Annotated in this window: 21 protein-coding genes; 7 read left to right on the forward strand and 14 right to left on the reverse strand. The window is 60.9% G+C overall.

All coding sequences use genetic code 11. The features are described 5' to 3' along the window. Positions 1-78 precede the first annotated feature (78 nt). A complete protein-coding gene (locus V5E97_RS32980) occupies positions 79-1,284 on the reverse strand; it encodes a metallophosphoesterase (RefSeq protein ID WP_406695785.1) in 1,206 nt (401 codons plus the stop codon). Then, entirely contained in the window at positions 1,274-2,968 is a 1,695-nt protein-coding gene (locus V5E97_RS32985) for a response regulator (RefSeq protein ID WP_406695786.1), read from the reverse strand. Before V5E97_RS32985 ends, V5E97_RS32980 begins: the two co-directional genes overlap by 11 nt. Positions 2,969-3,625: 657 nt before the next feature. Between V5E97_RS32985 and V5E97_RS32990 the strand changes: the two genes are divergently transcribed. From V5E97_RS32990 to V5E97_RS33000, 3 genes are all read left to right on the forward strand, one after another. Then, positions 3,626-4,135, forward strand: coding sequence for an isochorismatase family protein (locus tag V5E97_RS32990; protein WP_406695787.1), 510 nt, complete (start codon positions 3,626-3,628; stop codon positions 4,133-4,135). 22 nt (positions 4,136-4,157) lie between these two features. Next, positions 4,158-5,369, forward strand: a complete 1,212-nt coding sequence (locus V5E97_RS32995) for a pyridoxal-phosphate-dependent aminotransferase family protein (RefSeq protein WP_406695788.1) — start codon at positions 4,158-4,160, stop codon at positions 5,367-5,369. 274 nt (positions 5,370-5,643) lie between these two features. Beyond that, the gene (locus tag V5E97_RS33000; RefSeq protein WP_406695789.1) at positions 5,644-7,275 is read left to right on the forward strand and encodes a hypothetical protein; all 1,632 of its coding nucleotides are present in this window, start codon (positions 5,644-5,646) and stop codon (positions 7,273-7,275) included. A 53-nt stretch (positions 7,276-7,328) separates the two neighbouring features. Here V5E97_RS33000 and V5E97_RS33005 read toward each other — a convergent pair whose 3' ends face one another. Both V5E97_RS33005 and V5E97_RS33010 read right to left on the reverse strand, forming a co-directional pair. Further along, positions 7,329-8,228: a DNA integrity scanning protein DisA nucleotide-binding domain protein gene (locus V5E97_RS33005; protein WP_406695790.1), complete on the reverse strand. Its 900-nt coding sequence runs from the start codon at positions 8,226-8,228 to the stop codon at positions 7,329-7,331. Positions 8,229-8,235: 7 nt separating this feature from the next. After that, positions 8,236-10,065: a hypothetical protein gene (locus V5E97_RS33010; RefSeq protein WP_406695791.1), complete on the reverse strand. Its 1,830-nt coding sequence runs from the start codon at positions 10,063-10,065 to the stop codon at positions 8,236-8,238. A 295-nt stretch (positions 10,066-10,360) separates the two neighbouring features. Between V5E97_RS33010 and V5E97_RS33015 the strand changes: the two genes are divergently transcribed. Beyond that, complete coding sequence (locus V5E97_RS33015) at positions 10,361-11,266, forward strand: PIG-L deacetylase family protein (protein ID WP_406695792.1); 906 nt, start codon at positions 10,361-10,363, stop codon at positions 11,264-11,266. 193 nt (positions 11,267-11,459) lie between these two features. Here the strand turns inward: V5E97_RS33015 and V5E97_RS33020 are convergent, their stop codons facing one another. From V5E97_RS33020 to V5E97_RS33040, 5 genes are all read right to left on the reverse strand, one after another. After that, positions 11,460-12,068 (reverse strand): hypothetical protein, encoded by a 609-nt coding sequence (locus V5E97_RS33020; protein WP_406695793.1) that lies wholly within the window; start codon positions 12,066-12,068, stop codon positions 11,460-11,462. Between the two features lie 368 nt (positions 12,069-12,436). Beyond that, positions 12,437-13,192, reverse strand: coding sequence for a BON domain-containing protein (locus V5E97_RS33025; RefSeq protein WP_406695794.1), 756 nt, complete (start codon positions 13,190-13,192; stop codon positions 12,437-12,439). A 380-nt stretch (positions 13,193-13,572) separates the two neighbouring features. After that, complete coding sequence (locus V5E97_RS33030; RefSeq protein ID WP_406695795.1) at positions 13,573-13,902, reverse strand: hypothetical protein; 330 nt, start codon at positions 13,900-13,902, stop codon at positions 13,573-13,575. Between the two features lie 293 nt (positions 13,903-14,195). Further along, positions 14,196-14,783, reverse strand: a complete 588-nt coding sequence (locus V5E97_RS33035) for a hypothetical protein (protein WP_406695796.1) — start codon at positions 14,781-14,783, stop codon at positions 14,196-14,198. Positions 14,784-14,805: 22 nt separating this feature from the next. Continuing rightward, positions 14,806-15,273, reverse strand: a complete 468-nt coding sequence (locus V5E97_RS33040) for a hypothetical protein (protein WP_406695797.1) — start codon at positions 15,271-15,273, stop codon at positions 14,806-14,808. A gap of 360 nt (positions 15,274-15,633) precedes the next feature. Here V5E97_RS33040 and V5E97_RS33045 point away from each other — a divergent pair, with 360 nt between their 5' ends. Continuing rightward, entirely contained in the window at positions 15,634-16,038 is a 405-nt protein-coding gene (locus tag V5E97_RS33045) for a response regulator transcription factor (protein WP_406695798.1), read from the forward strand. A gap of 78 nt (positions 16,039-16,116) precedes the next feature. Here the strand turns inward: V5E97_RS33045 and V5E97_RS33050 are convergent, their stop codons facing one another. The 5 genes from V5E97_RS33050 to V5E97_RS33070 all read right to left on the reverse strand — a co-directional run bounded on the left by V5E97_RS33050 (position 16,117) and on the right by V5E97_RS33070 (position 20,245). Continuing rightward, positions 16,117-16,701 (reverse strand): Maf family protein, encoded by a 585-nt coding sequence (locus V5E97_RS33050; protein WP_406695799.1) that lies wholly within the window; start codon positions 16,699-16,701, stop codon positions 16,117-16,119. A 99-nt stretch (positions 16,702-16,800) separates the two neighbouring features. After that, entirely contained in the window at positions 16,801-17,136 is a 336-nt protein-coding gene (locus V5E97_RS33055; RefSeq protein WP_406695800.1) for a putative signal transducing protein, read from the reverse strand. 163 nt (positions 17,137-17,299) lie between these two features. Beyond that, the gene (locus V5E97_RS33060; protein WP_406695801.1) at positions 17,300-17,740 is read right to left on the reverse strand and encodes a putative signal transducing protein; all 441 of its coding nucleotides are present in this window, start codon (positions 17,738-17,740) and stop codon (positions 17,300-17,302) included. Between the two features lie 104 nt (positions 17,741-17,844). Continuing rightward, positions 17,845-18,738: a hydrogen peroxide-dependent heme synthase gene (gene hemQ, locus V5E97_RS33065; RefSeq protein ID WP_406695802.1), complete on the reverse strand. Its 894-nt coding sequence runs from the start codon at positions 18,736-18,738 to the stop codon at positions 17,845-17,847. 256 nt (positions 18,739-18,994) lie between these two features. Next, a complete protein-coding gene (locus V5E97_RS33070) occupies positions 18,995-20,245 on the reverse strand; it encodes a sensor histidine kinase (protein ID WP_406695803.1) in 1,251 nt (416 codons plus the stop codon). Between the two features lie 416 nt (positions 20,246-20,661). On the opposite strand from V5E97_RS33070, the gene cysK reads away from it, so the two are divergent. Both cysK and V5E97_RS33080 read left to right on the forward strand, forming a co-directional pair. Continuing rightward, on the forward strand, positions 20,662-21,627 hold the full coding sequence (gene cysK / locus V5E97_RS33075; RefSeq protein WP_406695804.1) for a cysteine synthase A: 966 nt from the start codon (positions 20,662-20,664) through the stop codon (positions 21,625-21,627). Positions 21,628-21,666: 39 nt separating this feature from the next. Further along, positions 21,667-22,086 carry a M67 family metallopeptidase gene (locus tag V5E97_RS33080; protein ID WP_406695805.1) on the forward strand — a complete coding sequence of 140 codons (420 nt, stop codon included), beginning with the start codon at positions 21,667-21,669 and terminating at the stop codon, positions 22,084-22,086. Positions 22,087-22,158 lie beyond the last annotated feature (72 nt).

Raw genomic sequence — 22,158 nt, forward strand, 5'->3', positions numbered from 1 at the left:
TGTCCCCCCTGGAATCAGCCCCTTGCGCGCCCGATCACGAGGAGCCACGAGGCCGTTCCGATCGCGGGTACGCGTCGTTCAGGTGAAAATGGTCGGAGTGACATTCTCGGGCAAGTGTGATTGTTGCGGGTTCGAGGAAGCCAGAGAATTCTCTCGTCCGACGCGGAGCACGAGTCGGCTGATCTCGGGAATGCAGCCGAAGCGGATCGGATGTTTGCCCGCCACGCCTTGGCTGACGTGAAGCAAGGTCCGGCCCGAGCGGAAATAACCTCGGTCGAAGCGTCGAGAGTACCGGCTCGGCATGAAGACGGGCCCGACCCCTGGCAACCGGATCTGACCGCCGTGGTTGTGTCCGGAAAGCATCAGGTCGATCCCTGATTCCACGGCGCGTGCGAATTGATCGGGCGAGTGGCTCAGGAAGAGTCGGAAGTCCGCGTCCGGGGCTGCGTTGAGGTTGAGTTCCGGTCCCCAGGGAGTGGAGGTGCCACCCAGAGCCAGGGTCAGCCCCTGAATCTCGAGTTGGGTCCATAATCCCTCGAGGTCGGTAAACCCCGCCTGTTCGAGACGCTTTTGGACTTCGGCGGGGTGATGGTCGAAGTCGTGGTTGCCCAGGATGGAAAACGTTCCCAGGCGACCGCGCAACCGTGACATGACCGGTACGATCCAGTCGAGTGCAAGGTCGCTGTCGATCAGATCCCCGGTGAAGACGAACAGGTCGGCTGGCCACTCGGCGGCCTCAGCGGCGATGTGTTCAAAAAAGCGTTGTTGGAAGCAGGGGGCAAAGTGGAGGTCACTGACCTGCACGATACTGAGGCCGTCCCAGACAGCCGGAAGGGTCGGGAGCGTGATCGTCCACTCCCGTTTTCGCAGGCGGAACGAGTCGTTGCCCTTGATTTTCAAGAGCCAGGAGTGACGACCGGAGCCGATCAGGTTCTCTTTCCCAAGGCGATGAGCGAGGTCGATGTCCGACGTCTGTTCGGCGATGCCGTCGGGAATTCGTCGACGGCGGAGGAGCAGCGAGCAGACCGGGATGCCGATCAACGCGACCACGAGGCAGAGCAGTGAATAGACGCGGATCGGCCAGGACCAAGGAGTTTCCTTCCCTTGAAGAAACTCCCAGGTCATGGCTCCCGAGATGAGAAGCACAATCGCCAGGTAGCACTTTCCGACCCGCTCTCTCAACGGTGGCATGATGCCCATGCCGTGGAGCAGGTTCGTGAGGTAGACGAAGACCCCCGCATGGCCGATCGCCACCAAGGTCGCGAGCGACCAGTTAAGAATCATGAACGATTGCCTTGGGTGGTGGAGAATCCAGGACGTCGGCCTGGCTGTCCGTTGCGGTGGGGAGCGGAGGGGATGAGGGGGGGGAGGGCTGGACGGCGACCGGGCTCGAGCTCGACGGGCGGAGGGCTTGTTCGACAGCCTCCATGAGCCGGTCGGAGCGGAACGGTTTGTAGAGTACGGTTTGCAGCCCTTCCTGACGTGCTTTGACGATCGAGTGTGCAGGATCCCAACCGAATCCGGTCATGAGGATGATGGGCACGCCCGGCTGCACTTCACGGAGGCGACGATACGTCTCAAAGCCGTCGAGGTCGGGAAGGCGGATATCGACGAGGGCTGCCGCATAAGGCGTCTGTCGGGCCAGGGCGATGGCTTCGTGCGCATCGCGCGCGGTTTCGACAATCGCGCCATGGGAGCCGAGGAGATGGTGGGCCGATTTCCGGATCGACTCGTCGGCATCGACGACCAGGAGGCGCGAGTTTGAGAGACGGGGCGTGGGCCGAGGCGTACTGCGCTTCGGTTCGGGCGCGATCGAGGAGCCCACCTTATGGATCAGACTTCGGATCTCTCGGGCGCGGACGAGGAGGTGCCGGAGGCGAGCGATGATGTCATCATCGTGCCCGGCGTAACGGTCGAGCACGGTAGTGGCGTCGTTGAGAATATCGTCCAGGGGGATTGCCAGCTCGCGGCTGATCGCCTCCACCGACGCGGTCGCCGCACTAAACTTCTCGGCTTGAAGCAGGTCGAGCGTGTTCAAGGCCGAGGCAACATTTCTCGCATAGATCTCGAGAAACTGCCGGTCACGCTCGTCGAACGCATTCGACCGCGCATTCTCGACGTTGAGTGTCCCGATGACCGTGCCGTGATAAATCAAGGGGACGGTCAGCGAGCTCCGCGCACCGGCGGCCCCTTCCAGATAGAGCGGATCGTGAGTGGTATCCGGACAGAGGTAGCTCTGGCCGGTGGCCGCGACAAACCCGGTCACCCCGTTATTCTCTTTACGTGCGAACAGTTCGCGATTGGCGGCGCTCGGCGTCATGCCCTCGGTAAGCAGTGGGATGAGCATTCCAGTGGCGCGGTCGAGCAGGCGGATCTCAATGAAGTCGAGACCGAGGAGGTCCTTCATGTGCCGCGTGATGTTGTACTTCAGCAGATCGGTCCGCTCTTCGACCCCTAGCTCCGACAACTCCTCGGGAGTGAGGTCGGCAAGTTCATCCCCCGCCTTGTGGATCGCGTTGACCTTTAGCTGTTGCTGAGTCTCGTCAGTAATATCACGGGTCAGAGCGATGAGTTGGGTGAGACTCTGGGACGAGTCGAAGACCGGTGTCACGGTGACTCGCAGATAGCGGTTGGCCCCGATCCGCAGGACGGTACTCGCCGGAGTTTTCGAGGCCACGGCGGATGTGAACGGGCAAGGGTCGGGACCGATCACCTCGGGGTTCCCCAGCGCCCTGTAGAACTTGCCCCCGATCGTCTCGACCGCCTGATCGGCGAGGGAGTGAAATTCCGGATTGGCCCAGATCACCCGGAGATCGGGATCGACGATCGCCACGCCGTCGGCGATCGCGTCGAGAATCTCTTCCGCCTGGATCAGCACGCCCGCCCAGCGGACTGCCGTCAGTTGAGCGGTATCGACGTAAACCCCGTCGAATTCCTGGTCTCGAAGTAAGACCAGGGCGCGCGCCATCGTCCGCGCCGTGACGATTTCGTAAGAATGTGCTAGTTGTTCGCGCGGCGACGAACCGAGGTGACTGTCGCGCTCGATAACTAAGAGTCGAGGCTTGCCCGCCACACGTGTCGCTCCCGCTAAGACACGGCACGTCCGGCCCCGCGCCGAGGGGCCGCTCCATACCGGCTCAAGATTCCCCATCGTACAGCGTCTCCCCTTCTTCGGGCAAGTCGAGCACACGACTGACGAAGAGAATCTCTCTCGTGGTGCCTCATCCTTACCACATCCTGCTCGATGGCGAACGATTCCGAGGATACCACTTTCTCGTCTACGCTCAATCGACCGATCCTGTTGGAGACTTTGTTGGCCGATTCTGCCGTTTTTTGAGTGATCCGGTTCGCGTTCCGTAAATTGGTCGAGGCTGGCCGTGTGACTCGGGAGGGTTTACTTGAAGTCACGTGCCAGATCGGGCTTGTGGCACGTCCGATGGGTTTCCGTTGTTTCCGGTGCAAGTCCATCGTGCGGCTTGACACAGCCTCGATTCGCCCACTAGCATCGCTCGAGCCAATTCCTCGCGACACGAACTTGCGGCTGGAGCGCTGGTCAATGCGTTTAACCGAACGCCTCACCGGACAAAACGGTGCACTGTTGGTGGTCGATGTCCAAGAGAAACTGATGGCGCGGATCAAACACCGTGACCTGGTGGTTGCGAACGCGATCCGACTGGTTCACGCCGCAGAGATCTTGAAGTTGCCATTTTGGGCCACCGAGCAATACCCTGAAGGCCTCGGGCCCACGATTTATGAACTGGCGACTCTGATCCCTGAGCGGCACTCGAAGACGACGTTCCATTGCTGCGCGGTGCCCCAGATCCTCGAACAGCTCTATGGACGGCACATCAAGCACGTCACCCTGGTGGGAATCGAGGCGCACGTCTGCATCGCCCAGACGGCGCTGGAGTTACTCAAACTCGGTTTCGCGGTGCAAGTCCCCGCGGACGCCGTAGCGTCGCGGACGAAGATGGATTGGGAGTTCGCACTCCGCCGGCTTGAAGCGGCGGGCGTGGTTTTGACGACGACCGAGGCGGTCCTCTTCGAGTGGACCGAGCGCTCGGATCGGCCCGAATTCAAAGCAATCAGCGAGTTGGTCAAGTCGTTTCAGCAACCCGGCCTGAGCACTGGGTGAACATTCAACGAGGAGCCTCTCCGTGTCCGCAATCGAACGCCCTGTTCCACCAACACCGCTCAGCCCTTCGCCTCGGCTCCTTCTGGGGCCTGGTCCGAGTGACGTTCACCCGCGAGTTTTGGCGGCGCTCGGGCTGCCCTTGCTCGGGCACATGGATCCTGAGTTCATCGCCCTGATGGACGAAACGCAGAACCTGCTCCGCTACGTCTTTCAAACGGAGAATCGGCTGACGCTGGCGGTCTCGGGCACAGGCTCGGCTGGGATGGAGGCGGTCGTCGTCAACCTGATCGAGCCGGGCGACTCGATGCTCGTCTGCGTCAACGGGGTCTTCGGAAGCCGGATGGTCGACGTTGCCGAGCGCGCGGGGGCCAAGGTCACGGTGATTGAACGCCCCTATGGCGAGGTTTTTGATCCGGAGGAGGTCCGGGCCGCCGTCAAGCGAGTCGGCCCGAAGGTGGTCGGAATCGTCCATGCCGAGACCTCAACCGGGGCCTGGCAGCCTGTCGAAGAGATCGCCCGGATTGCCCACGAGGCAGGCGCCTTCATTGCGATCGACGCCGTGACTTCGCTCGGCGGTGTTCCGGTCAAGATCGACGAGTGGGAGATCGACGCGGTCTACTCGGGGACTCAGAAGTGTCTGAGCTGTCCTCCGGGCCTTTCTCCGGTCTCCTTTAGCCCGCGCGCCGCCGAGCTGATCGCGAACCGGAAAACAAAGGTGCAAAGCTGGTATCTCGACATGTCGATGATCCAGAAGTACTGGGGCAGTGACCGGGTCTACCATCACACCGCGCCGATCAGTATGAACTTTGCGTTTCGCGAGGCACTCGCTCTGATCGTGGAAGAGGGCCTCGAAGCTCGTCACGCTCGGCATGCCTTGAACGCCAATGCCTTGAAAGCCGGGCTGGCTGCCATGGGGATTGGTATCGTCACCGTCGCGGGGCATCAACTTCCACAGCTCACCTGCGCTCAGATCCCCGAGGGAATCGACGACATGGCCGTGCGTCGTCGGCTCTTGAATGACTGGGGAATCGAGGTTGGCGGCGGCCTCGGCTCCCTCAAGGGGAAGGCCTGGCGGATCGGTTTGATGGGACATAACTCGCGCCAGGCCAATGTGAGCTTGCTGCTCGCGGCCCTGGAAACCTGCCTGCGCGACCTTGGGAGCGCCTTGGAGCCGGGCGCGGCCTTGGCGGCGGCCTCGGCCGTCTACCGTCACGATCAGAAGACTGGGAACTGATCTCCTTGGTCGCCCCATCAAGAACCGAGGGAAATCCGGGTGTCACGGCTACTTGGGAATGGTACCCGTGGCATCCGGCTCCAACAGAGATCAAGGGGATGACCGGATCTTCGGGCATTCCTGAGGCCGTCCCGAGTCGGTTTCGCGACGGAAATCCGGAAACCTGTATCCGAATCCATTCGTTGAATCCACTTGCGGGTCCGGGGCGTGCCCACTATACTTAGGGCAATGACGTTCGTCGGAGTTACGCATTCCCGCGAGGGAGGGCCTTGCTGTGAATGAGCTTGAGCAGCCAATCGGGCGGGTCTGGCGTCGGATGCGATTTCAGCGGTTCCTCTCGGCCCTGGTGTGGTGCTGGGGGGCGGCACTGCTGGTCGTCGCGGTCGCGATCGCGGTGGAGAAGTTTGCCAACCGGCCCTTGCCCGGCGCGGACTGGGTGCCGTTTGCGATTGCGGGCGGAGCCGGTCTTGTCGTGGCCGCCCTGATCGCACTTTTGAGTGGTCCGAGTCGAGTCGACGCCGCGGTGGCGATTGATCGCGTCTTCCACCTCAACGAACGGTTGAGTACCGCGCTCACGCTTCCCGAATCATTGAAGGCGACCCCCGCCGGGCAAGCCCTCCTTGCCGATACGATTCGTCATGTAGGAAATCTCGACATCAACGTGGAGTTTGCTCCGACCTTGCCTCGCACCGCCTGGGTTCCGCTGATTCCAGCGGCCTTGGCGCTGGGGTTGTTGTTTGTGGAGCCTTTGCTTCAGAAGACAGCCCTGGCGAAACCGTCGGACGCGATCGAGAAGAAGTTGGTGGTCGATCAGACCAAGGCTTTAGGCAAGAAAATCGCGAGCCAGCGGAAAGAACTCGATAAGGGGAAGTTCGCCGAAGCCGAGAAACTTCTGGCCGAGATCGAGAAGGCCGCGGAGGATCTCGCCAAAGCTCCCCCCGCCCAGAAGGACAAGGCCCTGGTCGAGCTCAACAAGCTGACCGACGCCGTGAAGGACCGACAGAAGAAACTGGGCTCCCCCGAGCAGATCGACCGGCAGCTCCAGCAACTCAAGCAGATGGCCAGTAGCGGCCCTGCTGATGATTTTGCACGTGATCTGGCCAAGGGCGAGTTTCAGAAAGCGGCCGACGAGCTCAAGAAGCTCCAGGAAAAATTGAAGCCAGGCAAGATGACCGAGTCTGATAAGAAGGAGCTTCGGGAGCAGCTAAAGGAAATGTCCAAGCAGCTCGAGAAGCTGGCCAATCTCGATCAGCGCAAGCAGCAACTCGAAGAAGCCCGCAAGAACGGTGGTCTTTCCGAGGGGCAATTCAAGCAAGAAATGGCCAAGCTCGAAGAGCAGGCGAAGAGTTTGCAGCAACTCCAGAAACTGGCCTCCAAGTTGGGCGAGGCCGGCGAGCAACTGCAAAAGGGAGACCTTGAGAAAGCCGCCGCCGCCATGGGAGTCAGTCAGAAGCAACTCAGTGAGATGGCCAGCCAACTCCAGGAGCTGGAATCACTTGACGGCGCACTGGCCGACCTCCAAGAAGCCAAGAACGGGATGGCCGGTGACCAAGCGAATCAGCTCGGCGATAGCCTGTCAAATATGATGGGCATGGGTGACGGTAATCGTCGTGGTATGGGGTCGGGCATGGGTCGGGGGCGAGGTCAAGGGGATCGCCCCGAGGCACCCGACGACACCAACACCTACACCGCCCAGGTCAAGCAGCAGATCGGCAAGGGGAAGGCGGTCCTTAAAGGATATGGTCCGTCGGGCAACCCTCTCAAGGGGCAGAGCGTCATCGACATCCAGGCGGAGATGGCAACGACGGAAGGGCTATCGGCCGAGGCCTTGACGAACCAAAAGGTTCCCAAGAACATCGAGAAGCATATCCGGGGCTACTTCGACCAGATCAACAAGGGCCGTTGATCCGCAAGAAGCGGACGGCCCTCGGGTCAGGACGATTTTTATAAGCGCGGTCGTCAGAGTCCATCCGGCAGATGGCTGCGCGGTTTGACGATGTCGGTCAGTAGACGGCCTCGTTTGAAGATCGAGATGGTGCCCGTCGACTGGGAGATGCAAAGCGCGATCGCGGTGGACGTCGCCGTGATCGCCGCCGCCGCTTCGTGTCTGGTCCCGAGTCCTTGGGGCAAGGGCTCATCCAGCTTGGCCTGCGGAGCGAGATAACGCCCCGCGCTCAGGATGACGCCGTCTCCTCGAATGATAAATGACCCATCAATGGCCGAGAATTCCTTGATCGTCTCCTCGAGGCGAGGGTCGAGGATGTTGCGCTCTCCCTCGGGATATCCGTGGAACGGATTCATCACGAGCTGACGGCTTTGCGTGAGTACCCGCTCACTATCGCCGACGATGAACAAGGTCCCCACTGGGCGACCTTCGCGGCCTTCGATACTGAGCTCGCTGGCCAGAGTGAGCAGCCGCTCGAAAACCGCGGGCGTGATGTCAGGCGGAAGCGGATCGGCGGCCGCGTCGCCAAACATCTCGACCTCGACTCCGAGGTCGAGAACAATAAGCATGTCAATGGTTCCCGATCCGTCGATTCCTGTCAGGCAGACGATTCGATCGCCCACCCTGAGCAGGTTCTCGGCGGCAGCAACCAGGGTTGCCACCTTGACCTGGCCCGCACGGGTCATGGTGATATCGGGGACGCGGACGATCGCGCAGAGGTCTTCCCAGCCTGGCGGTGCTTGAAACCCCGCGCGGCGTGAAACGAGGATGACGCGGAAATCGACGTCCTGAATCAAGTCGGCGAGATTTTGGTCGTTTTCGACGACGTCGGCGTAGAGCAGAATGACCCGTGCGCCGACTTCTCGGGCAATCGCATGGGCGTGTCGAACCAGGCTTCGAGTCAAAGTCTTCAATGGGATCTCACGGCTTCTCGGTTGCGGCCGGCACCGCTTGATCGTGGGGAAATTCGACGGCGATTTCGAGGACACCGAGATCGTCCAGATAGTTCGGATCGGACTTGGTTCCGAGTTGATTGATGCGAATCGTGTTACGACCAGCATGGAGCAGGCCCGCGGGAATCGGCAATTGAATTCGCTCGGGCGTCTCGTTCTTGGATGTGATGTAGCGGTTCAGGTAGTCGAAGAGTCGGTCGTTGATTGAGACTGTGGTCCGGATCTCTCCGTTCTTGACGGTGTCAAAGAAGGGCAGTCCGGCACTTTCGCCAGCCACCTGGACGACGTCGAGACTCAGAAAAGCCGCCCCTGGTGGAACGTTGACGAGCTCGATCGAGCGTTCCAGCGTTCGTCCCTCTGGTTGTGGTGGATCGAGGGGGAGCGGGTTCGCGACGATCTCATTTCCCAGGTGGTGCGCGGTCGCGTCGACCACAATTCTCCGTCCGAAGCCGAGCACCTCGATCCGCCTCAATCGATTGCGCGCGACTGTTAATCGCCCTGCGTAGGGAACCTCGAGCGTTAGGCTGTCGGGGGTGAAATCGACCAAGACCCCATCAATTCTGTCCAGGTCGAGGGGGTCGTCACCGGGTGCGGCTCGCCACTCGACTCGGAGCCAGGTTCCCTGAATCGGCTCCGCCTGGCCGGCAACCCGTCGGAACTGAAGTCCCGAGACTTCACTCCACGGAAGTTGAATCTCGTTGGAATCCACTTGCAGTTTGATCGTGCTGGCGTCGGCTTGCACGATCGTACCGAAGACCTGGTCGCCTCCGGAGAGGCGCACTTCGTCCTGGGTGGGGTCAATTTCAAGTCCGGTCCCCCCCTCGGAAAAGCGAACCAGGCGGAGGTCATCGAAATAGGCCTTGAGGCCCTTGGGTGCCGGTCCTCGGCTCGCATTGCGGCTGGCGAGTCGAATCTCGACGAGGGAGCCGCCGGGGCCTTTGCCATGAGCCAAGTCGTTGCCGTCCACAGCGATCTCGGTTTGCTCTGGTCCAAAGCGAAGACTCAAGCGGTGCCAACCGGCTTTTCGCGCGAGACGTTGGACCGCAAGTGCGGGGCCTCCGGGGGACTCGACCGAAAGGCTCGCTTCCGACCAGCCGAGGATAACGCGGACGGTCTCGGGGTCGGCCGGGCTTCGGAACAGGAGATCGACGAAGCACTGCTGATCCGGCTCAATATTCCCGGCGTCGTAATAGGCGAGCTCGAGGCGGCCCGCCGCCACCGGCTCGTCGAGGCGACGGGTCACGGAGGTTCCCCCCGCAAGCACTTGCAGACTATGCTCACCAGAAACCTTCGGCCCGTTGACGATTTCGGGATCGCCCATGATCGCCCAACGATTGCCGGTCAAGGTTTCGAAACCGTCGTCGAAGACCTGCATCTCGCCCACCCGCTGAACGACCGAGCGGACTCCCTGGCGTGCGATCGTCACACGCCCTCCAACCGAGCTCTCGTCGAGGCGGACTTGCTTGCCGTCCACGAGCCCGAGCCGACCGGAAATTCTCCGGCCGAGACCGAGATCGACCCGGAATGGAGGAGAGCCTGCCGTTGGATTGGGGCCAGGTCCTTCAAAGGTGACCATGGCCCCTTTCTCGATCGGTACCGCCGAATCGTTTCCCTCGCTCGCAAATCGAACGACCGACGAGTCGTTGATCAGGAGCTTTCCGGAGAGCCGTCGGCCGTCGGCGTGCTGCAGCGTCCCCGACCAGCCCGGCGGAGACGAAGAGTCGCCGCCGCGAGCGGGAGCCCCGCTCGAATGAACCAGGAGAACGATCAATGCGAGAGTTCCGAGCCGTGTACTCATGCGGTCGATTCTACGGCGTTTTTTCCCTGCTCGGCAAGCATTAGTCCGGCCAAACCGGCCCCATTCCCGAGCCGACTTGATTGCCATGGCCCAGGCAGGGGCGTCCCAGTGCGGATCACGCCCGCAAATTCTAAGCAATCGGTCCTATTTTCCCAGAGTTGGCGATGCTGCAAATGGAGGACCTGTTCCACGACCTTCTGCTTTTCGTTCGACTCGCGATCGGGTGACGGATAGAACGTCTCGGACGCACTCCGTATTTCAGGTCCTCACCCAAGTTTCCGAGGAGTTTTGATCGATGCGCCGATGGCTTCGCTTTGCGTTACCCACTCTGCTTGCGACGGCGTCCTGTTTCACGAATCTCTGGGCCGCCGAGAATGACAAGCCGCTCCGGATCATTGTATTCGGAGCTCACCCTGATGATTGTGAGCTCGAGGCGGGCGGCGTCGCCGCTCGTTGGGCCAAGCTCGGCCACAAGGTCAAGTTTGTCAGCGCAACCAATGGCGATATTGGCCACCACGAACTGGCCGGGGCAATTCTGGCGCGCCGCCGCGCGGCGGAAGTTCAGGAGTGCGCCAAGATCCTCGGTATCATGACCGAGGTCCTCGATATTCACGATGGCGAGTTATTGCCGACGCTTGAAAATCGCCGGACGTTCACCCGGAAGATTCGTGAGTGGCAAGCCGATGTCGTGATCTCACATCGACCGAACGACTATCACCCGGACCATCGTTACACGGGGATTCTCGTCCAGGACGCCGCGTTCATGGTCATCGTCCCGAGCTTCTGTCCCGACGTGCCCGCGCTGAGGAAGAATCCGGTCTTTTTGTACACTGAGGATAGTTTCAAGAAGCCGAATCCGTTCCAGCCGGACGTTGTCGTTCCGATCGATTCCACGCTCGATCAGAAGGTTCGCGCGATCGACGCGCTTGGGTCCCAGTTTTACGAGTGGAACCCCTGGCTCGCCGGCTACCTCGATCAGGTTCCGGCCGGTAAAGAGGACCGGCTCGAGTGGACCCGGAAACGGGCGATCCAACGCTATGGAGCGATTGCCGATCGTTTCCGTGACAAGCTGACCAAGGAACTGGGAGAGGAGAAAGGAAAGGCCGTCAAAACAGCGGAGGCCTTCGAGGTTTGTGAATACGGAACTCAGCCGACCGAGAGTGAGCTGAAAAGGCTCTTTCCGTTCTTCGAGGCGGATTGAGAGTGCGTGACCTTCGGCATCGCGACTCGAGACGGCGCCCGAATGAGTCTCGATAAGTCTGGCAGCAACAAAAAAAAGCCCCGGAACATCGGTGCCTCTGGAGGAGGTCCGACATTCCGGGGCGTTGCGATCAGACTGACCAGCGAATCAGACCAGGTGTCTCGATCGAGTCAGTCGTCGGGACGACATCAAATCAAGGAGGGGTCGTGGCGACGGGGGGACCACCGCAGCGACGCAGGTGATCCTTGTCGATGTAGACGACCTCGACACGATGATCGACATGGTTGAACGGAATCGGGTAGTCGGACCAGTACGACTCGTCAAAGTAAACGGTGCACTTGTAGTGGCAGTGGACGAGCTGGCAGGGTCCGGCCAGAGGATAAACCTTGCAAGGGTCGATCTTGTCGCCGATCTTTTCGATGAGGAATCGAACGTTGTTCCTCTGAGTCTCATAGAACGGCGGTGATCCGTTCTTGAACTTGCTGACTTTGTTCCAGACTTCCTGTTCGCTGGGCGGATCGAGGCAAGTCGCCGGAGCGAATTCACCCACGATCGGGTCGAGAATGGGGACGCGATCCGCTTCCTCGCGTTCCATGTCTCGTTCGAGACGTTGCTGTTGTGACGGCAGGATCGGCCAAGCAAACGACCAGCCGGTCGGACGCAGTGGCGAAATGTTCCGGAATACGTAAGACAGGCCGCAACCGCTGTTGCACGTGGCGACAACCGCCAACAAGGCACCCGTCAGAATCCCGCGAACCCAGCGCGGGGTGATCGGGCCCCGATGCTCCGCGAATTGGGTCATTGGATCTCCCCTCCATGGAACTTGCGCGAACGCGCCGGCGGGCAATCCTGCCCCACCGGCCTCGGCGCCGGGTTCGTTGATTCGGCGCTGATGACCGATCGATTCGGCGTCGTGTCGAATCGACTGACCGGCCCATGTGGCTTAGTTATCGAACGAGGATAGCTCGGTGTGTGAGGAATTTCCTGGCTGGGACGCAAATTCCTCTTGCATCATTCTTCCTCGTGGCAAAGCCCTCATTTCTGAAGTCTTTGTTTCGAAATCAGGGGAGAATTTCCCTGGTCGTTAAACGACCGAAGAGCCGGCAGGAATGAATCCTGCCGGCTCTCCGGTGTTGAGGAGGTCATCTGATCTGGAGATCAGGGGCCGACTCAGTAAGCGAACAGACCGAACGGGTAGGGGGTGAAGAACGGTCGGGTGTAGTGCTTCTTGAAGTCGAGCCACCACAGTCCATCATCCCAGCGAAGCGTGACCGCCCGCCAGTCGAGGGGCACTTCGGGGTACGGGTGGGGCGGGCCGATGTTCGGCCAGGCCTGCCAGGGGTAGACAGTCGGGTAGCCGACCGCGGAGTAGTTGGGATAGGGGGCGTAGCTGGGCCAAGCGTAGTTCGGCTGGCCCGGAACGGCTGCCTGGGTAGCACCCGGCGCACCGGCAGGTCCCTCGGGAAGCGGTCCACCGTCATACGCGGGGCCGGCCGAGACGGCTCCGGCACCTGCACCACCGTCATAGATGATCTCGCCGCCGCCGACACCCGCCGCATTACCGAAGCGGTTGTGACGGCCCCCCATCGCGACTTGCGGCTGGTACTGCACGGGCTGAACCCGGCTGTCGCCTGCCAGCTTCAGTTGATCGCTCACCGCGGCCACGCCCTGAACCCCTTGAACGCGAGCGACCGCTTCGGCTTTCTGGGCCGGAGTGGCGACCGTGCCAGTGAGGGTGACCACACCGTCGCGGGTCTCGATCTCAATACGATATCCGGAAAGGGCCTGGCTCGCTCTGAGCGCCCCGGCGACAGCGTTGGCGGTCGTCTGGTTGGGGCTCTGGGCCATCGCCTGTCCCTGAGTCGACGCAGCGAAGCCGGCCACGAGGCCGAGTGCCTTGGAAATCCGTTTCAGTCCAACCAACATGGGCTTGTCCTTCTCCCGCCAGTATCCGACTCGACCACTACACACACGACGAGCGGGACACGTCGTTTGGGTCGGGGATTGGTCCGACGCTACTGCGTCTCGGAAGTGCCCGTTCCTGGCAAGGACGTCCCGGTTTTTACGCCGTAAGACACCCTTGGTTAAGGAAGCGGGCCGATCATCGCAACGGATGAAAGGGGCGGGTTGAATGGGTGTGTAATCAGGAGTTGCCTTCGCGATTCCATCCGCCGTACTCCGAATCGTCGCGAAACTATGTCGCGCGGTTTGGGCGTGTCAAATCGCAAGGCAAAAAAAAACCGGGGCCGAAAGGCCCCGTTGTAGGAAAACGTGTGTAGGACTAAGGTTACGAGTTCGCAAAAAGTTTATCGAGCGAGGTTTGCCTCAGGAGAGACCAGGCTTCGAGCGGGTACGGTCGTATCGGCTTGACCGTTTCCCATGGTCATACCGATCAGCAGGATCGTCATCGATCCACCGGCGAAGAGGGCAAAGTCGGAGTCGTGACGACCACAAAAGGCTCCCGCAAGGCCCAGGCCGATCATGGCCACGACGAAGCTTGCGCGTCCCCGATTCGCCCATCGAATCGACGAGGGGGGCAAGAGTCGACTCACGCAGAGCGCAATGACTCCAACAACCTGGAAGAGGATCACTGAGAGTTCGAGCATCGCGCAGAGGCGAAGGCTGGACAAGGCCATACAGGCTCCTTCCTTGGGCACTGTCTGGAGATGTGATGTCCGTCGCTGCGGCAAGATGAATAAACTTGAACGATCTGGAGCTAATGCAGGTTCAGAGCCAAACCTTGAGAAAACCTTAAAATGGTCGTTCCTGCGGCGAATCAAGAGGACAACTTGAGAAAAAAATAACCTCCGGCCCATTTTTTTGGACCGGAGGTCGGCAAAAACTACAAATTGTGGATCGTCAAACTTACAGAGTGCAAACCAAGGGGACGGGGACGAGTCGCGAGCCGGGTCGGTTCGAAGGCTTTGGCTTAGCGCCGGCGACCACGACCCATGATGGGCCTCTCGATCGTGCCAACACCGCTGATATCGAGGACCTTCCAGCCGTCTTTCTCATGCCGGGTCGTAATCGTGCGGCGGTACGACTCGCCATTCTGACCGGCTTTGCCGAGGATCAGGGCGAACTTGCCCGTACTTTTGGGGGTGTTGAAGCCGACGACCTCGAACCCCTCCATCTTGTTGGCCAGCTCGCTCAGGTCATCCTCGGTCAGGCTTTGTTCCACAATCGACTGGAAGAGCTTTTGATTCTTCGGCCCTGACGCTTCGGTCGGGGCGCGTCGGGCCGTGGCCTCAGCCAACCGTTCCGCGTTCTTTGACTTGAGGGCATCCAGGAACGCTTTTACGGCACCCGCCGGGGATCGGAAATCGGCGGGTGCTCCGTCACCGCCTGGATTGCCCCCCTCGGCTCCGCCCGGGTATCCCGGAATGGCACCATTGGTGGCGGGGTCGCCCGGTAAGCCGGGAATGTTGCCGCCCGGAGCGCCCAAAGCTCCTGCTCCCGCGGCGGGATCGATGGCAGCCGCAGCAGGAGGGAGCCCAGGGGCCATATTCGCAGCCATGCCTCCGGGGGCCCCGGCTGCCTCAGGGGTTGTCGAGGCCGCCGGCGTTTCCACCGGCAGAGGCTTGTTTCCCAGAGCCAGCATGTCCGCGGTCGCCGACGCGTTCTTCGCACGACTTGGATCCGCGGTCGCCGTCGTTGTTTCCGCCGCGGCAGGGGCGGCTGGCGTTTCGGCGGAGGTGGCCGGTGTTTCGGCGGAGGTGGCCGGCGTCTCCGCGGCGGCGACGGGCTCGGCCGTGGGGCGGGAGCGACGGCTGGAACCGAGGCTTCAGCGGGAGCCGCGTCGGCAGGGCTGCCGCTTCGGCTACGGCCGGACCAGGTGCCGGTGCCGCCGGAGCCGCCGGTGCCGCCGGTGCCGCGGCTGCGGCCGGTTCCGCGGCTGCGTTCGTGTCGGCGTCGGGGTTGGGGATATCACTTCCCCCGCAACCAACAATGGCAAGACACAGGCTGGCCAGCCCAAACATTGATCGCCAGGCATTCCCTAGGTTCATGAGTCGACGATCCTTTCCGAGAAAGGCTGGGGACGGATGTGCGACAGGTTGGACCTTTGGCCATGATTTGGCCAATACCAGCCGGCCCTTACTTGAAACCATTATGACGATGCTCGGTGACTTCGGTAAAGAGGGTGCATGGACGGAAGCAATTGGGAACAGCGGAGTGAAATGCGTTCCACCGCTCGCCCTCGGTCTGACTTGCTGCGATCGTGAAAACAAACCGACTGATCGCTCCGGCCGGTCGTCAACCACCGTGACCATTACGGTTCCAAACGCCGCCGGCCTTGCTCCGCCTAGAACTGCGGTTTAAGATAAAATGAGTATTCTTGCGAGCATCATTGCGCTGGAGCCACAGTAATGCCGTCAGCCCAGAAGGTTATCCTTCTCGTCGACGACGATAATGAAATCGTCGAATCCATGCGCGCCGTTCTTGAGAGCAAGGGCTACCGGATCATGGTCGCAAGAGACGGCAATTCCGGACTCACGATCGCCGAGCGCGAGAGTCCCGACTTGATCGTTCTCGACATGATGATGCCCAAGAAGAGCGGATTCCTCGTTCTCGAGAAGCTCAAGGGGCGATCGGGAGGCCTGATTCCGACCATCATGATTACGGGGAACGAGGGGAGCCGCCACCGGGCTTACGCCGAGATGTTGGGCGTTCGCGACTACATTCGCAAGCCGTTCGCGATGGAGAAACTGGTCAAATCGGTCGAGAAGATCCTCGAACCGCGCGCCAAAGGGGACGACCAGGACGATCGCTAAGTAGTCCGCGATCGTTGCGGGTTCGGAGCCGCTCGACCTTCCACCGCCGAATCAGGGGACGCACTCCCCTGTCGGCGGTTACGGGATCGGATAACCGAGAGGCCGGAGCAGGCTTGTCAGCGCGATCAATGGCAGGCCCATGATCGACGTGTAATCTTGCGTCTCGATACGATCGAAGAGCGAGATTCCCCGCTCCTCCAGCTTGTAGCTTCCCGCACAATCGAGGGGACGGTCGGCCGCGACATACCTTTCAAGTTCTTCACGCGACAACGGTCGCATGCACATTGTTGTGATATCAGTGTGGATGTAAGTCTGTCCTTGCGCCCACACCGCGAGTGCCGTGATCAGTTGGTGCGACTGACCCGCCATTGCCAAGAGCTGCTCGACAGCACCCTCGACAGTTCCCGGTTTGCCGTAAACCCGTCCCTCGAAACTGACGAGTTGATCGCTCCCGATCAGGGTTGCGTTTGGCTCGGCTTGACAGAGGCTTTGTGCCTTGGCGACAGCGAGGTGTTCAGCCAATTCTCGAGGTTCCCAATCCCCACGCTCCCGTTTCGAGGCCTCCTCGTCGACCCGAGGCGCAAGGCATCGAAACGGAAGTCCCAACCTCGCCAGCAGGGTTCGGCGATACGACGATGTGCTCGCGAGGACCAAGTCTTTCATGGGCCAAACCTTCGCGCTTGCCTTGTGGGGAGCCTGGCTGCCGCGCGACCCTTTTTATGGGGTGGGCCCATCGATCACAGCGGCCGAAATCGAACGGCTTCAATGACGATCGGGTTCACCATGCTCGGTCTTGAACTGGTGGTCGTAGGCTTCGAGCCAGGCTTTGGCGCGGGGGAGGTCGATGGCGCGGACCCAGACCCGGGGGGCGTCACGCAGGCTCCCGAGCGCGTCGTGCATGTCGTGCGTATCGGCAACTGCGGGCATCCCTTCCTCACTTAATTTGTCGGCTAGGAAGGTGGCCTGCATCAGGTCGCTCGCCCAGTAGGCTTCTACCAAGTTCTCAAGCGGCGGGGTGGCGCCGGGGATGGGATCGTTGCCTAAGGGCATGTCGAGGTCGAGCGGGGAGAGGGCTGGCTGAGCCAAATCGGCGGACACGAACGTGGGGTCCTCGACTCCATCACGGCCGGTCCCACACGACCAGCAGACATCAAACGAGGGGTCAACCTTCGTCGCGCATTTCGTACAGGTCCACATGTCGCGGTTACCTCAACGCATTGCCGTTGGATCGTCCACATGCTCAGAAAAGTATGGGCTCAGATCAGAAGACATCGACGCCTTCGCGGCGAGCCTTCTTTCGGAGCTCAAACTCATCGACCAGGCCACGCGCCCGAGCATAATCCTCGGCACGCACTTCGATTCGAGGCGAGAAGAGGGGCAGCACATATTCCGTGTTCCCCATGTGCGTTCCATTGGCGACGGCCATGATCCCGATCTCGGCCAGGCGGTCGACCAGGAACTTTGCCTCCGCCGAGTCGCGTGGTCGATAGCACTCCACGAGTTCGAGTGGTGGGGCGGGCCACTCCGGCTCAAGCGGCGATTCTTGCTTGGAACTTAAATCAGCAGGCCGATCCTCAATGGGGGCGGCGTCATCGGCCGTGACGAACGTCAGGTCTTCGACACCGTCGACAGACGTGCCGCAGGACCAGCAGATCTCGAACGACGGCTCGACGGTGACGCTGCATTTAGGACAAGTCCACATAATGAACTCCTTAAAGGAGCATTCCTTGCTGAGAGCGCACGACCGTTTGGACCGGGTTGGTCCTTCGAACGGCCGCGCGGTCGCTCCCTCGCTCTATCGTCTTCTCATAGTCGGAGCGTGTCCAGGAGTTCGGCTGCGGGCAGGATGTAGCCGAAGTAGAAATCGCCGAAGAGCGCGTATTTGGCCGAGCTCTCGTCGAACCGCATCGTGTATACGATCTCCTTCAGGTACGAGGGGTTCTTCGCCCAGAGTGTGACTCCCCACTCCCAGTCATCGAGCCCGGTGGAGGCCGTGATGAGTTGCGACACTCTTCCGGCGAATTTCATGCCGCTACGGCCATGGTGACTCATCAATTCCGAGCGTTCTTCAAACGGGAGCAAATACCAGTTCTGGTCTCCCTGCCGCATCTTGCTCATCGGATAGAAGCAGAGACAGGGCCAGTCGGGGAAGTCGGGATAGAGCCGCTGCTGGTTCATCGGTCCCAGCCGTGCGGCGTAGGATGCGACCTTTGTCTTGTAGCCAGAGCTTTCGGGATCGACCCCTTCGCGGTCGCGGAGGATTCGGCCGTACTCCTCGGCATCGGGCACGTACTCCGAGACCTCGGTGATCGAGTAGAACGAATCGGTCACCACCAGGGCTGGCCCAAGGGGCGATGCCTGGATTGCGATCTGGATCGCGTGAACGGCCTTCAGGTCGGTTCCAGCCAACATGATCCCGAAGTCGGCTTTGTGACCGGGGACCGCGAAGCACTGCAACTGGTTGGGGGCGCCCGGAGCGGCCGGGTCGAGTACCTTCTTCAAAACCTCGATCCCGTCCCGCCGCGTGTCGGCCGAGAGACCTGCCAGAACCGCCCGATCGACCTTGAAGAAAAGATGGAGGAAATGCCAACCTTCTTGAGGAACCAGGGTCGCCGGGATCTGTGTCGAGGATGCCGGTCGATGGCCATGTTGCGTCGGATGAGAGGTCGGCTGAGAAGTTGGTTCGGCGCCCTGCGACATGGCGGTTGCTCCCTAAGCGGGTTGAGTGTCTTGAGAACGTGCGATTCCCCGAGAGCATGAGGCCGGTGCGCGCGGAGCGCAAAGAGGCTCACCCCCCCCTACCCTACGATCGTCTGCCGAAGGGGAAGCCGGCTTCTCGGGTGATGTCAGCGTCCTCGTGAAAATTTCATCAAGGTTGCGTTGATGGTCCCATTCTACGCCGGGCGGAGCGGTGGGCCAAGGTGCTCGGATCGAGCCGAGGTTGCGGTCGGTCCACTCAGCGGATGGGAAAGATCAATGTGAAGGTCGTGCCTTGATTTGTTGCCGTTTCCAGTTCGATTCGTCCTTGATGCTCTTTGACGATATTCTCGCTGATCCAGAGTCCGAGGCCGGTTCCGAGGCCTTGCGGCTTTGTGGTGAAGAAGGGTTCGAAAATCCTCGCTCGAATCGCCTCGGGGATCCCGGGACCATCGTCTGAGAGCGCCAGGTAGACCTCGTTCTTCTCCGCATCCGACCAACTCCGCACTGCGATCGTCGCACCGGCTTCGACGGCCTGGATGGCATTCATGAGGATGTTGAGCAAGACCTGGTTGAGCTTGCCCGCGAAGCACGAGATCATGGGGAGTTCGCCCAGGTCGAGCGCGAGGTTGATTCCCTTATGGCGAATGTGGTAACGAACCAACTCCAGAGTCGTCCGAACGGCATCGTTGGGGTTGATCAGCTTACGGTCGGGCTCGTCAATCCGGGAGAAGTCGCACAAGCCGACCACAATCTCACGAACGCGCTGAAGCCCCTGTTTTGTGCTCAAAAAGAGCCGATCGAGATTCTCCAGGGCGTAGTCGAGGTCAATCCTTGCTTCTGCGAGACGGAGGGATTCGGGAATCGAAGCACCGAGGACGTTTCGGTACTCATTCACGAGTGCCGCGACGCCGTGCACGTCGCGGTCGAGCACGGCAATGTTGTTGGAGACATACGCCAGTGGGTTGTTGATCTCATGAGCCACTCCGGCGATGAGTTGGCCGAGACTGGCCATCTTCTCGCTCTGGACGAGGTGTCGCTGGGCGTCGTGGAGCTGGCACTGGACCGCCCCGAGATCCTCGTTCTGCCGCCGGAGTTCAATTTCAGCGGTTCGACGAGCGCGATCGAGCGATTGTCGCTCGAGTGTGCCACGGACCACGGCGGCCACACGAGGTGTCTGTAGGTCGTCCTTGGTCAGGTAGTCATTCGCTCCGCGTTCGAGCCAATCGACCGCGAAGCTCTCGCTGCCACTGCAGGTCACGATGACGACGGCCAGGTCGAGACAAAGCTCGGAACGTATTCGGGCGAGAGCCTGCTCACCGCTGATCTCCGGAAGCGGAAGAGTCAGGATCAGCAGGTCAAACGCCTCAGATTCCAGTCTTGCGAATCCGGCGGCTCCTGAGTCGGCGAACTCGAGTTCGAAGCGTTGAAGCGCAAGCTGGTCGATCAGCCGAGTGTGTTGATGTTGCCCGAGGATCAAAATCCGAGAGCGGGACGTAGCGGAGTCCATCGTCGGTAGCCTCATCCCAACGACAACGAGGCCAAGTCGCGGAAAAGTCTGGCAAATTGAACAGACCGGCCCGCCTGGGATCACCAACCGAGCCAAGGATCAATAGAGGATGGTGCGTGGGCCGCTTGAGCTCTAACTCAAGCCTATCGCGCCGGCCACGAGACCGCAAACTTCGCGCAGTTCGAACCCAGTCCATTCTATAGGACAGCGAGGAATCGGAAGTACCTGCGCAACCCTTAAGATCGGCTTGTTCCTCAACAACTTGTGTAATACGATGCCGAAATCGCCGTCTAATTCGATTGGGCTCGAATCGGAAATCGAGATCCCAGGGCGGTTTAACATTGGCAAGGGATGAGAGCCGGTGTCACGACCGATGGCGGCCGGCTCTGCGGAATCCTTGCTCGGGAGAAGACGACATGGCGAGCGCCGAGCGAACTCGAGGCCGGATCTACGATGATATTACCCAGACGATCGGCAACACCCCGCTGATCCGCCTCAGGCGCGTTACGGAAGGCTGTCATGCTCAGGTCGTTGGTAAGCTTGAAAATTTCAATCCACTTTGGTCGGTGAAAGACCGCATCGGCGCGGCGATGCTTGACGCCGCGGAGGCGGAGGGCAAGCTTACGAAGGACACGTTGATCGTCGAGGCCACGAGCGGCAATACCGGCATCGCGCTTGCTTTTGCGTGCGCGGCGCGGGGCTATCGGCTCATGGTGACGATGCCCGAGAGCATGAGTCTTGAGCGGCGGCGTTTGCTCAAGGCGTTTGGGGCCGAGATCGTCCTGACCCCCGCCGCCGAGGGAATGCCAGGCGCGGTCCGGAAGGCGGAGGAGATCGTCAACAACACTCCGCAGTCGTACATGCCGCAACAATTCAAGAATCCGGCGAATCCCGAAATCCACCGCAAGACCACGGCGGAGGAGATCTGGCGCGACACCGACGGAGCGGTTGACTTCTTCGTCAGCGCCGTGGGCACCGGTGGTACCATCACCGGGGTCGGCGAGGTCTTGAAGAGCCGGAAGCCCACCGTCAAAATCATCGCCGTCGAGCCGGTGAACTCGCCAATCCTGACCCAGCACCGGAAGCATGAGCCGCTCAAGCCAGGACCCCACAAGATCCAGGGGATTGGCGCTGGCTTCATTCCCGACGTCCTCAACACCGAAGTCATTGACGAGGTCGCCCTGGTCCGCGACGAAGAGGCGTTTGAGATGGCACGCCGACTGGCGAGCGAGGAAGGGATGCTCTGCGGGATTTCCTGCGGTGCGGCGGTCGCCGGCGCACTTCAGGTCGCCAAACGCCCCGAGAACGCCGGAAAGCTGATCGTTGTGCTTCTTCCCGACCTCGGCGAACGTTATCTGTCGACCCCGCTCTTCCCGGAATAAAATGAGCGGACTGGAACCCACGTTTTCCCACGAGATATCATGAGCGACTCGCCCCGCATTCTCACACTTCCGCGCGCGATCCACGACGCGATGGTCGAACATTGCGTTCGCGAGGCCCCGTTGGAGTGTTGCGGAATTCTGGGCGGGTTCCCCCCCCTGGTCTCTTCGTTCCATCCACTCCGCAATACCTCGGCCAGCGAGACTCGCTACGACGCCGATCCACGCGACCTGATCGACGCGGTCAACTCGCTCCGCGCTCGGGGGGCCGAGATCCTCGCCATCTATCATTCACATCCCCGCTGGGCCGCCATCCCGAGCCAGACCGACCTCCGTGAGAACTATTACGGGGAAGTGCCCCGAATTATTGTCTCACTCCTCAATTCCGAGCCCGAGGTCCGGATCTGGAGGCTCGATCCCCAGTCGTTCGAGGAACTTCCCTGGCGGATTGCCGAGGTCTGAGACCGACGCGTTGCCGTTGCCGTTGAACCCGTGGACCTGAGCCGCTACACTACCCCTTCTTGTCTCCTGAGG

Origin of the sequence: Singulisphaera photorubra (assembly GCF_045290345.1) — a bacterium.
Taxonomy (GTDB): Bacteria; Planctomycetota; Planctomycetia; order Isosphaerales; family Isosphaeraceae; genus Singulisphaera.

What these genes read in the sequence shown, in the direction of transcription:
- V5E97_RS33025 (WP_406695794.1), bottom strand. Translation starts at nt 13,192, where the DNA reads ATGTTGGTTGGACTGAAACGGATTTCCAAGGCACTCGGCCTCGTGGCC.
- V5E97_RS33050 (WP_406695799.1), bottom strand. Translation starts at nt 16,701, where the DNA reads ATGAAAGACTTGGTCCTCGCGAGCACATCGTCGTATCGCCGAACCCTG.
- V5E97_RS32990 (WP_406695787.1), top strand. Translation starts at nt 3,626, where the DNA reads ATGGCGCGGATCAAACACCGTGACCTGGTGGTTGCGAACGCGATCCGA.
- V5E97_RS33020 (WP_406695793.1), bottom strand. Translation starts at nt 12,068, where the DNA reads ATGACCCAATTCGCGGAGCATCGGGGCCCGATCACCCCGCGCTGGGTT.
- V5E97_RS33030 (WP_406695795.1), bottom strand. Translation starts at nt 13,902, where the DNA reads ATGGCCTTGTCCAGCCTTCGCCTCTGCGCGATGCTCGAACTCTCAGTG.
- cysK (WP_406695804.1), top strand. Translation starts at nt 20,662, where the DNA reads ATGGCGAGCGCCGAGCGAACTCGAGGCCGGATCTACGATGATATTACC.
- V5E97_RS33070 (WP_406695803.1), bottom strand. Translation starts at nt 20,245, where the DNA reads ATGGACTCCGCTACGTCCCGCTCTCGGATTTTGATCCTCGGGCAACAT.
- hemQ (WP_406695802.1), bottom strand. Translation starts at nt 18,738, where the DNA reads ATGTCGCAGGGCGCCGAACCAACTTCTCAGCCGACCTCTCATCCGACG.
- V5E97_RS33035 (WP_406695796.1), bottom strand. Translation starts at nt 14,783, where the DNA reads ATGGCTGCGAATATGGCCCCTGGGCTCCCTCCTGCTGCGGCTGCCATC.
- V5E97_RS32980 (WP_406695785.1), bottom strand. Translation starts at nt 1,284, where the DNA reads ATGATTCTTAACTGGTCGCTCGCGACCTTGGTGGCGATCGGCCATGCG.
- V5E97_RS33010 (WP_406695791.1), bottom strand. Translation starts at nt 10,065, where the DNA reads ATGAGTACACGGCTCGGAACTCTCGCATTGATCGTTCTCCTGGTTCAT.
- V5E97_RS33015 (WP_406695792.1), top strand. Translation starts at nt 10,361, where the DNA reads ATGCGCCGATGGCTTCGCTTTGCGTTACCCACTCTGCTTGCGACGGCG.
- V5E97_RS33080 (WP_406695805.1), top strand. Translation starts at nt 21,667, where the DNA reads ATGAGCGACTCGCCCCGCATTCTCACACTTCCGCGCGCGATCCACGAC.
- V5E97_RS33040 (WP_406695797.1), bottom strand. Translation starts at nt 15,273, where the DNA reads ATGAACCTAGGGAATGCCTGGCGATCAATGTTTGGGCTGGCCAGCCTG.
- V5E97_RS33045 (WP_406695798.1), top strand. Translation starts at nt 15,634, where the DNA reads ATGCCGTCAGCCCAGAAGGTTATCCTTCTCGTCGACGACGATAATGAA.
- V5E97_RS32985 (WP_406695786.1), bottom strand. Translation starts at nt 2,968, where the DNA reads ATGGCGCGCGCCCTGGTCTTACTTCGAGACCAGGAATTCGACGGGGTT.
- V5E97_RS33060 (WP_406695801.1), bottom strand. Translation starts at nt 17,740, where the DNA reads ATGTGGACTTGTCCTAAATGCAGCGTCACCGTCGAGCCGTCGTTCGAG.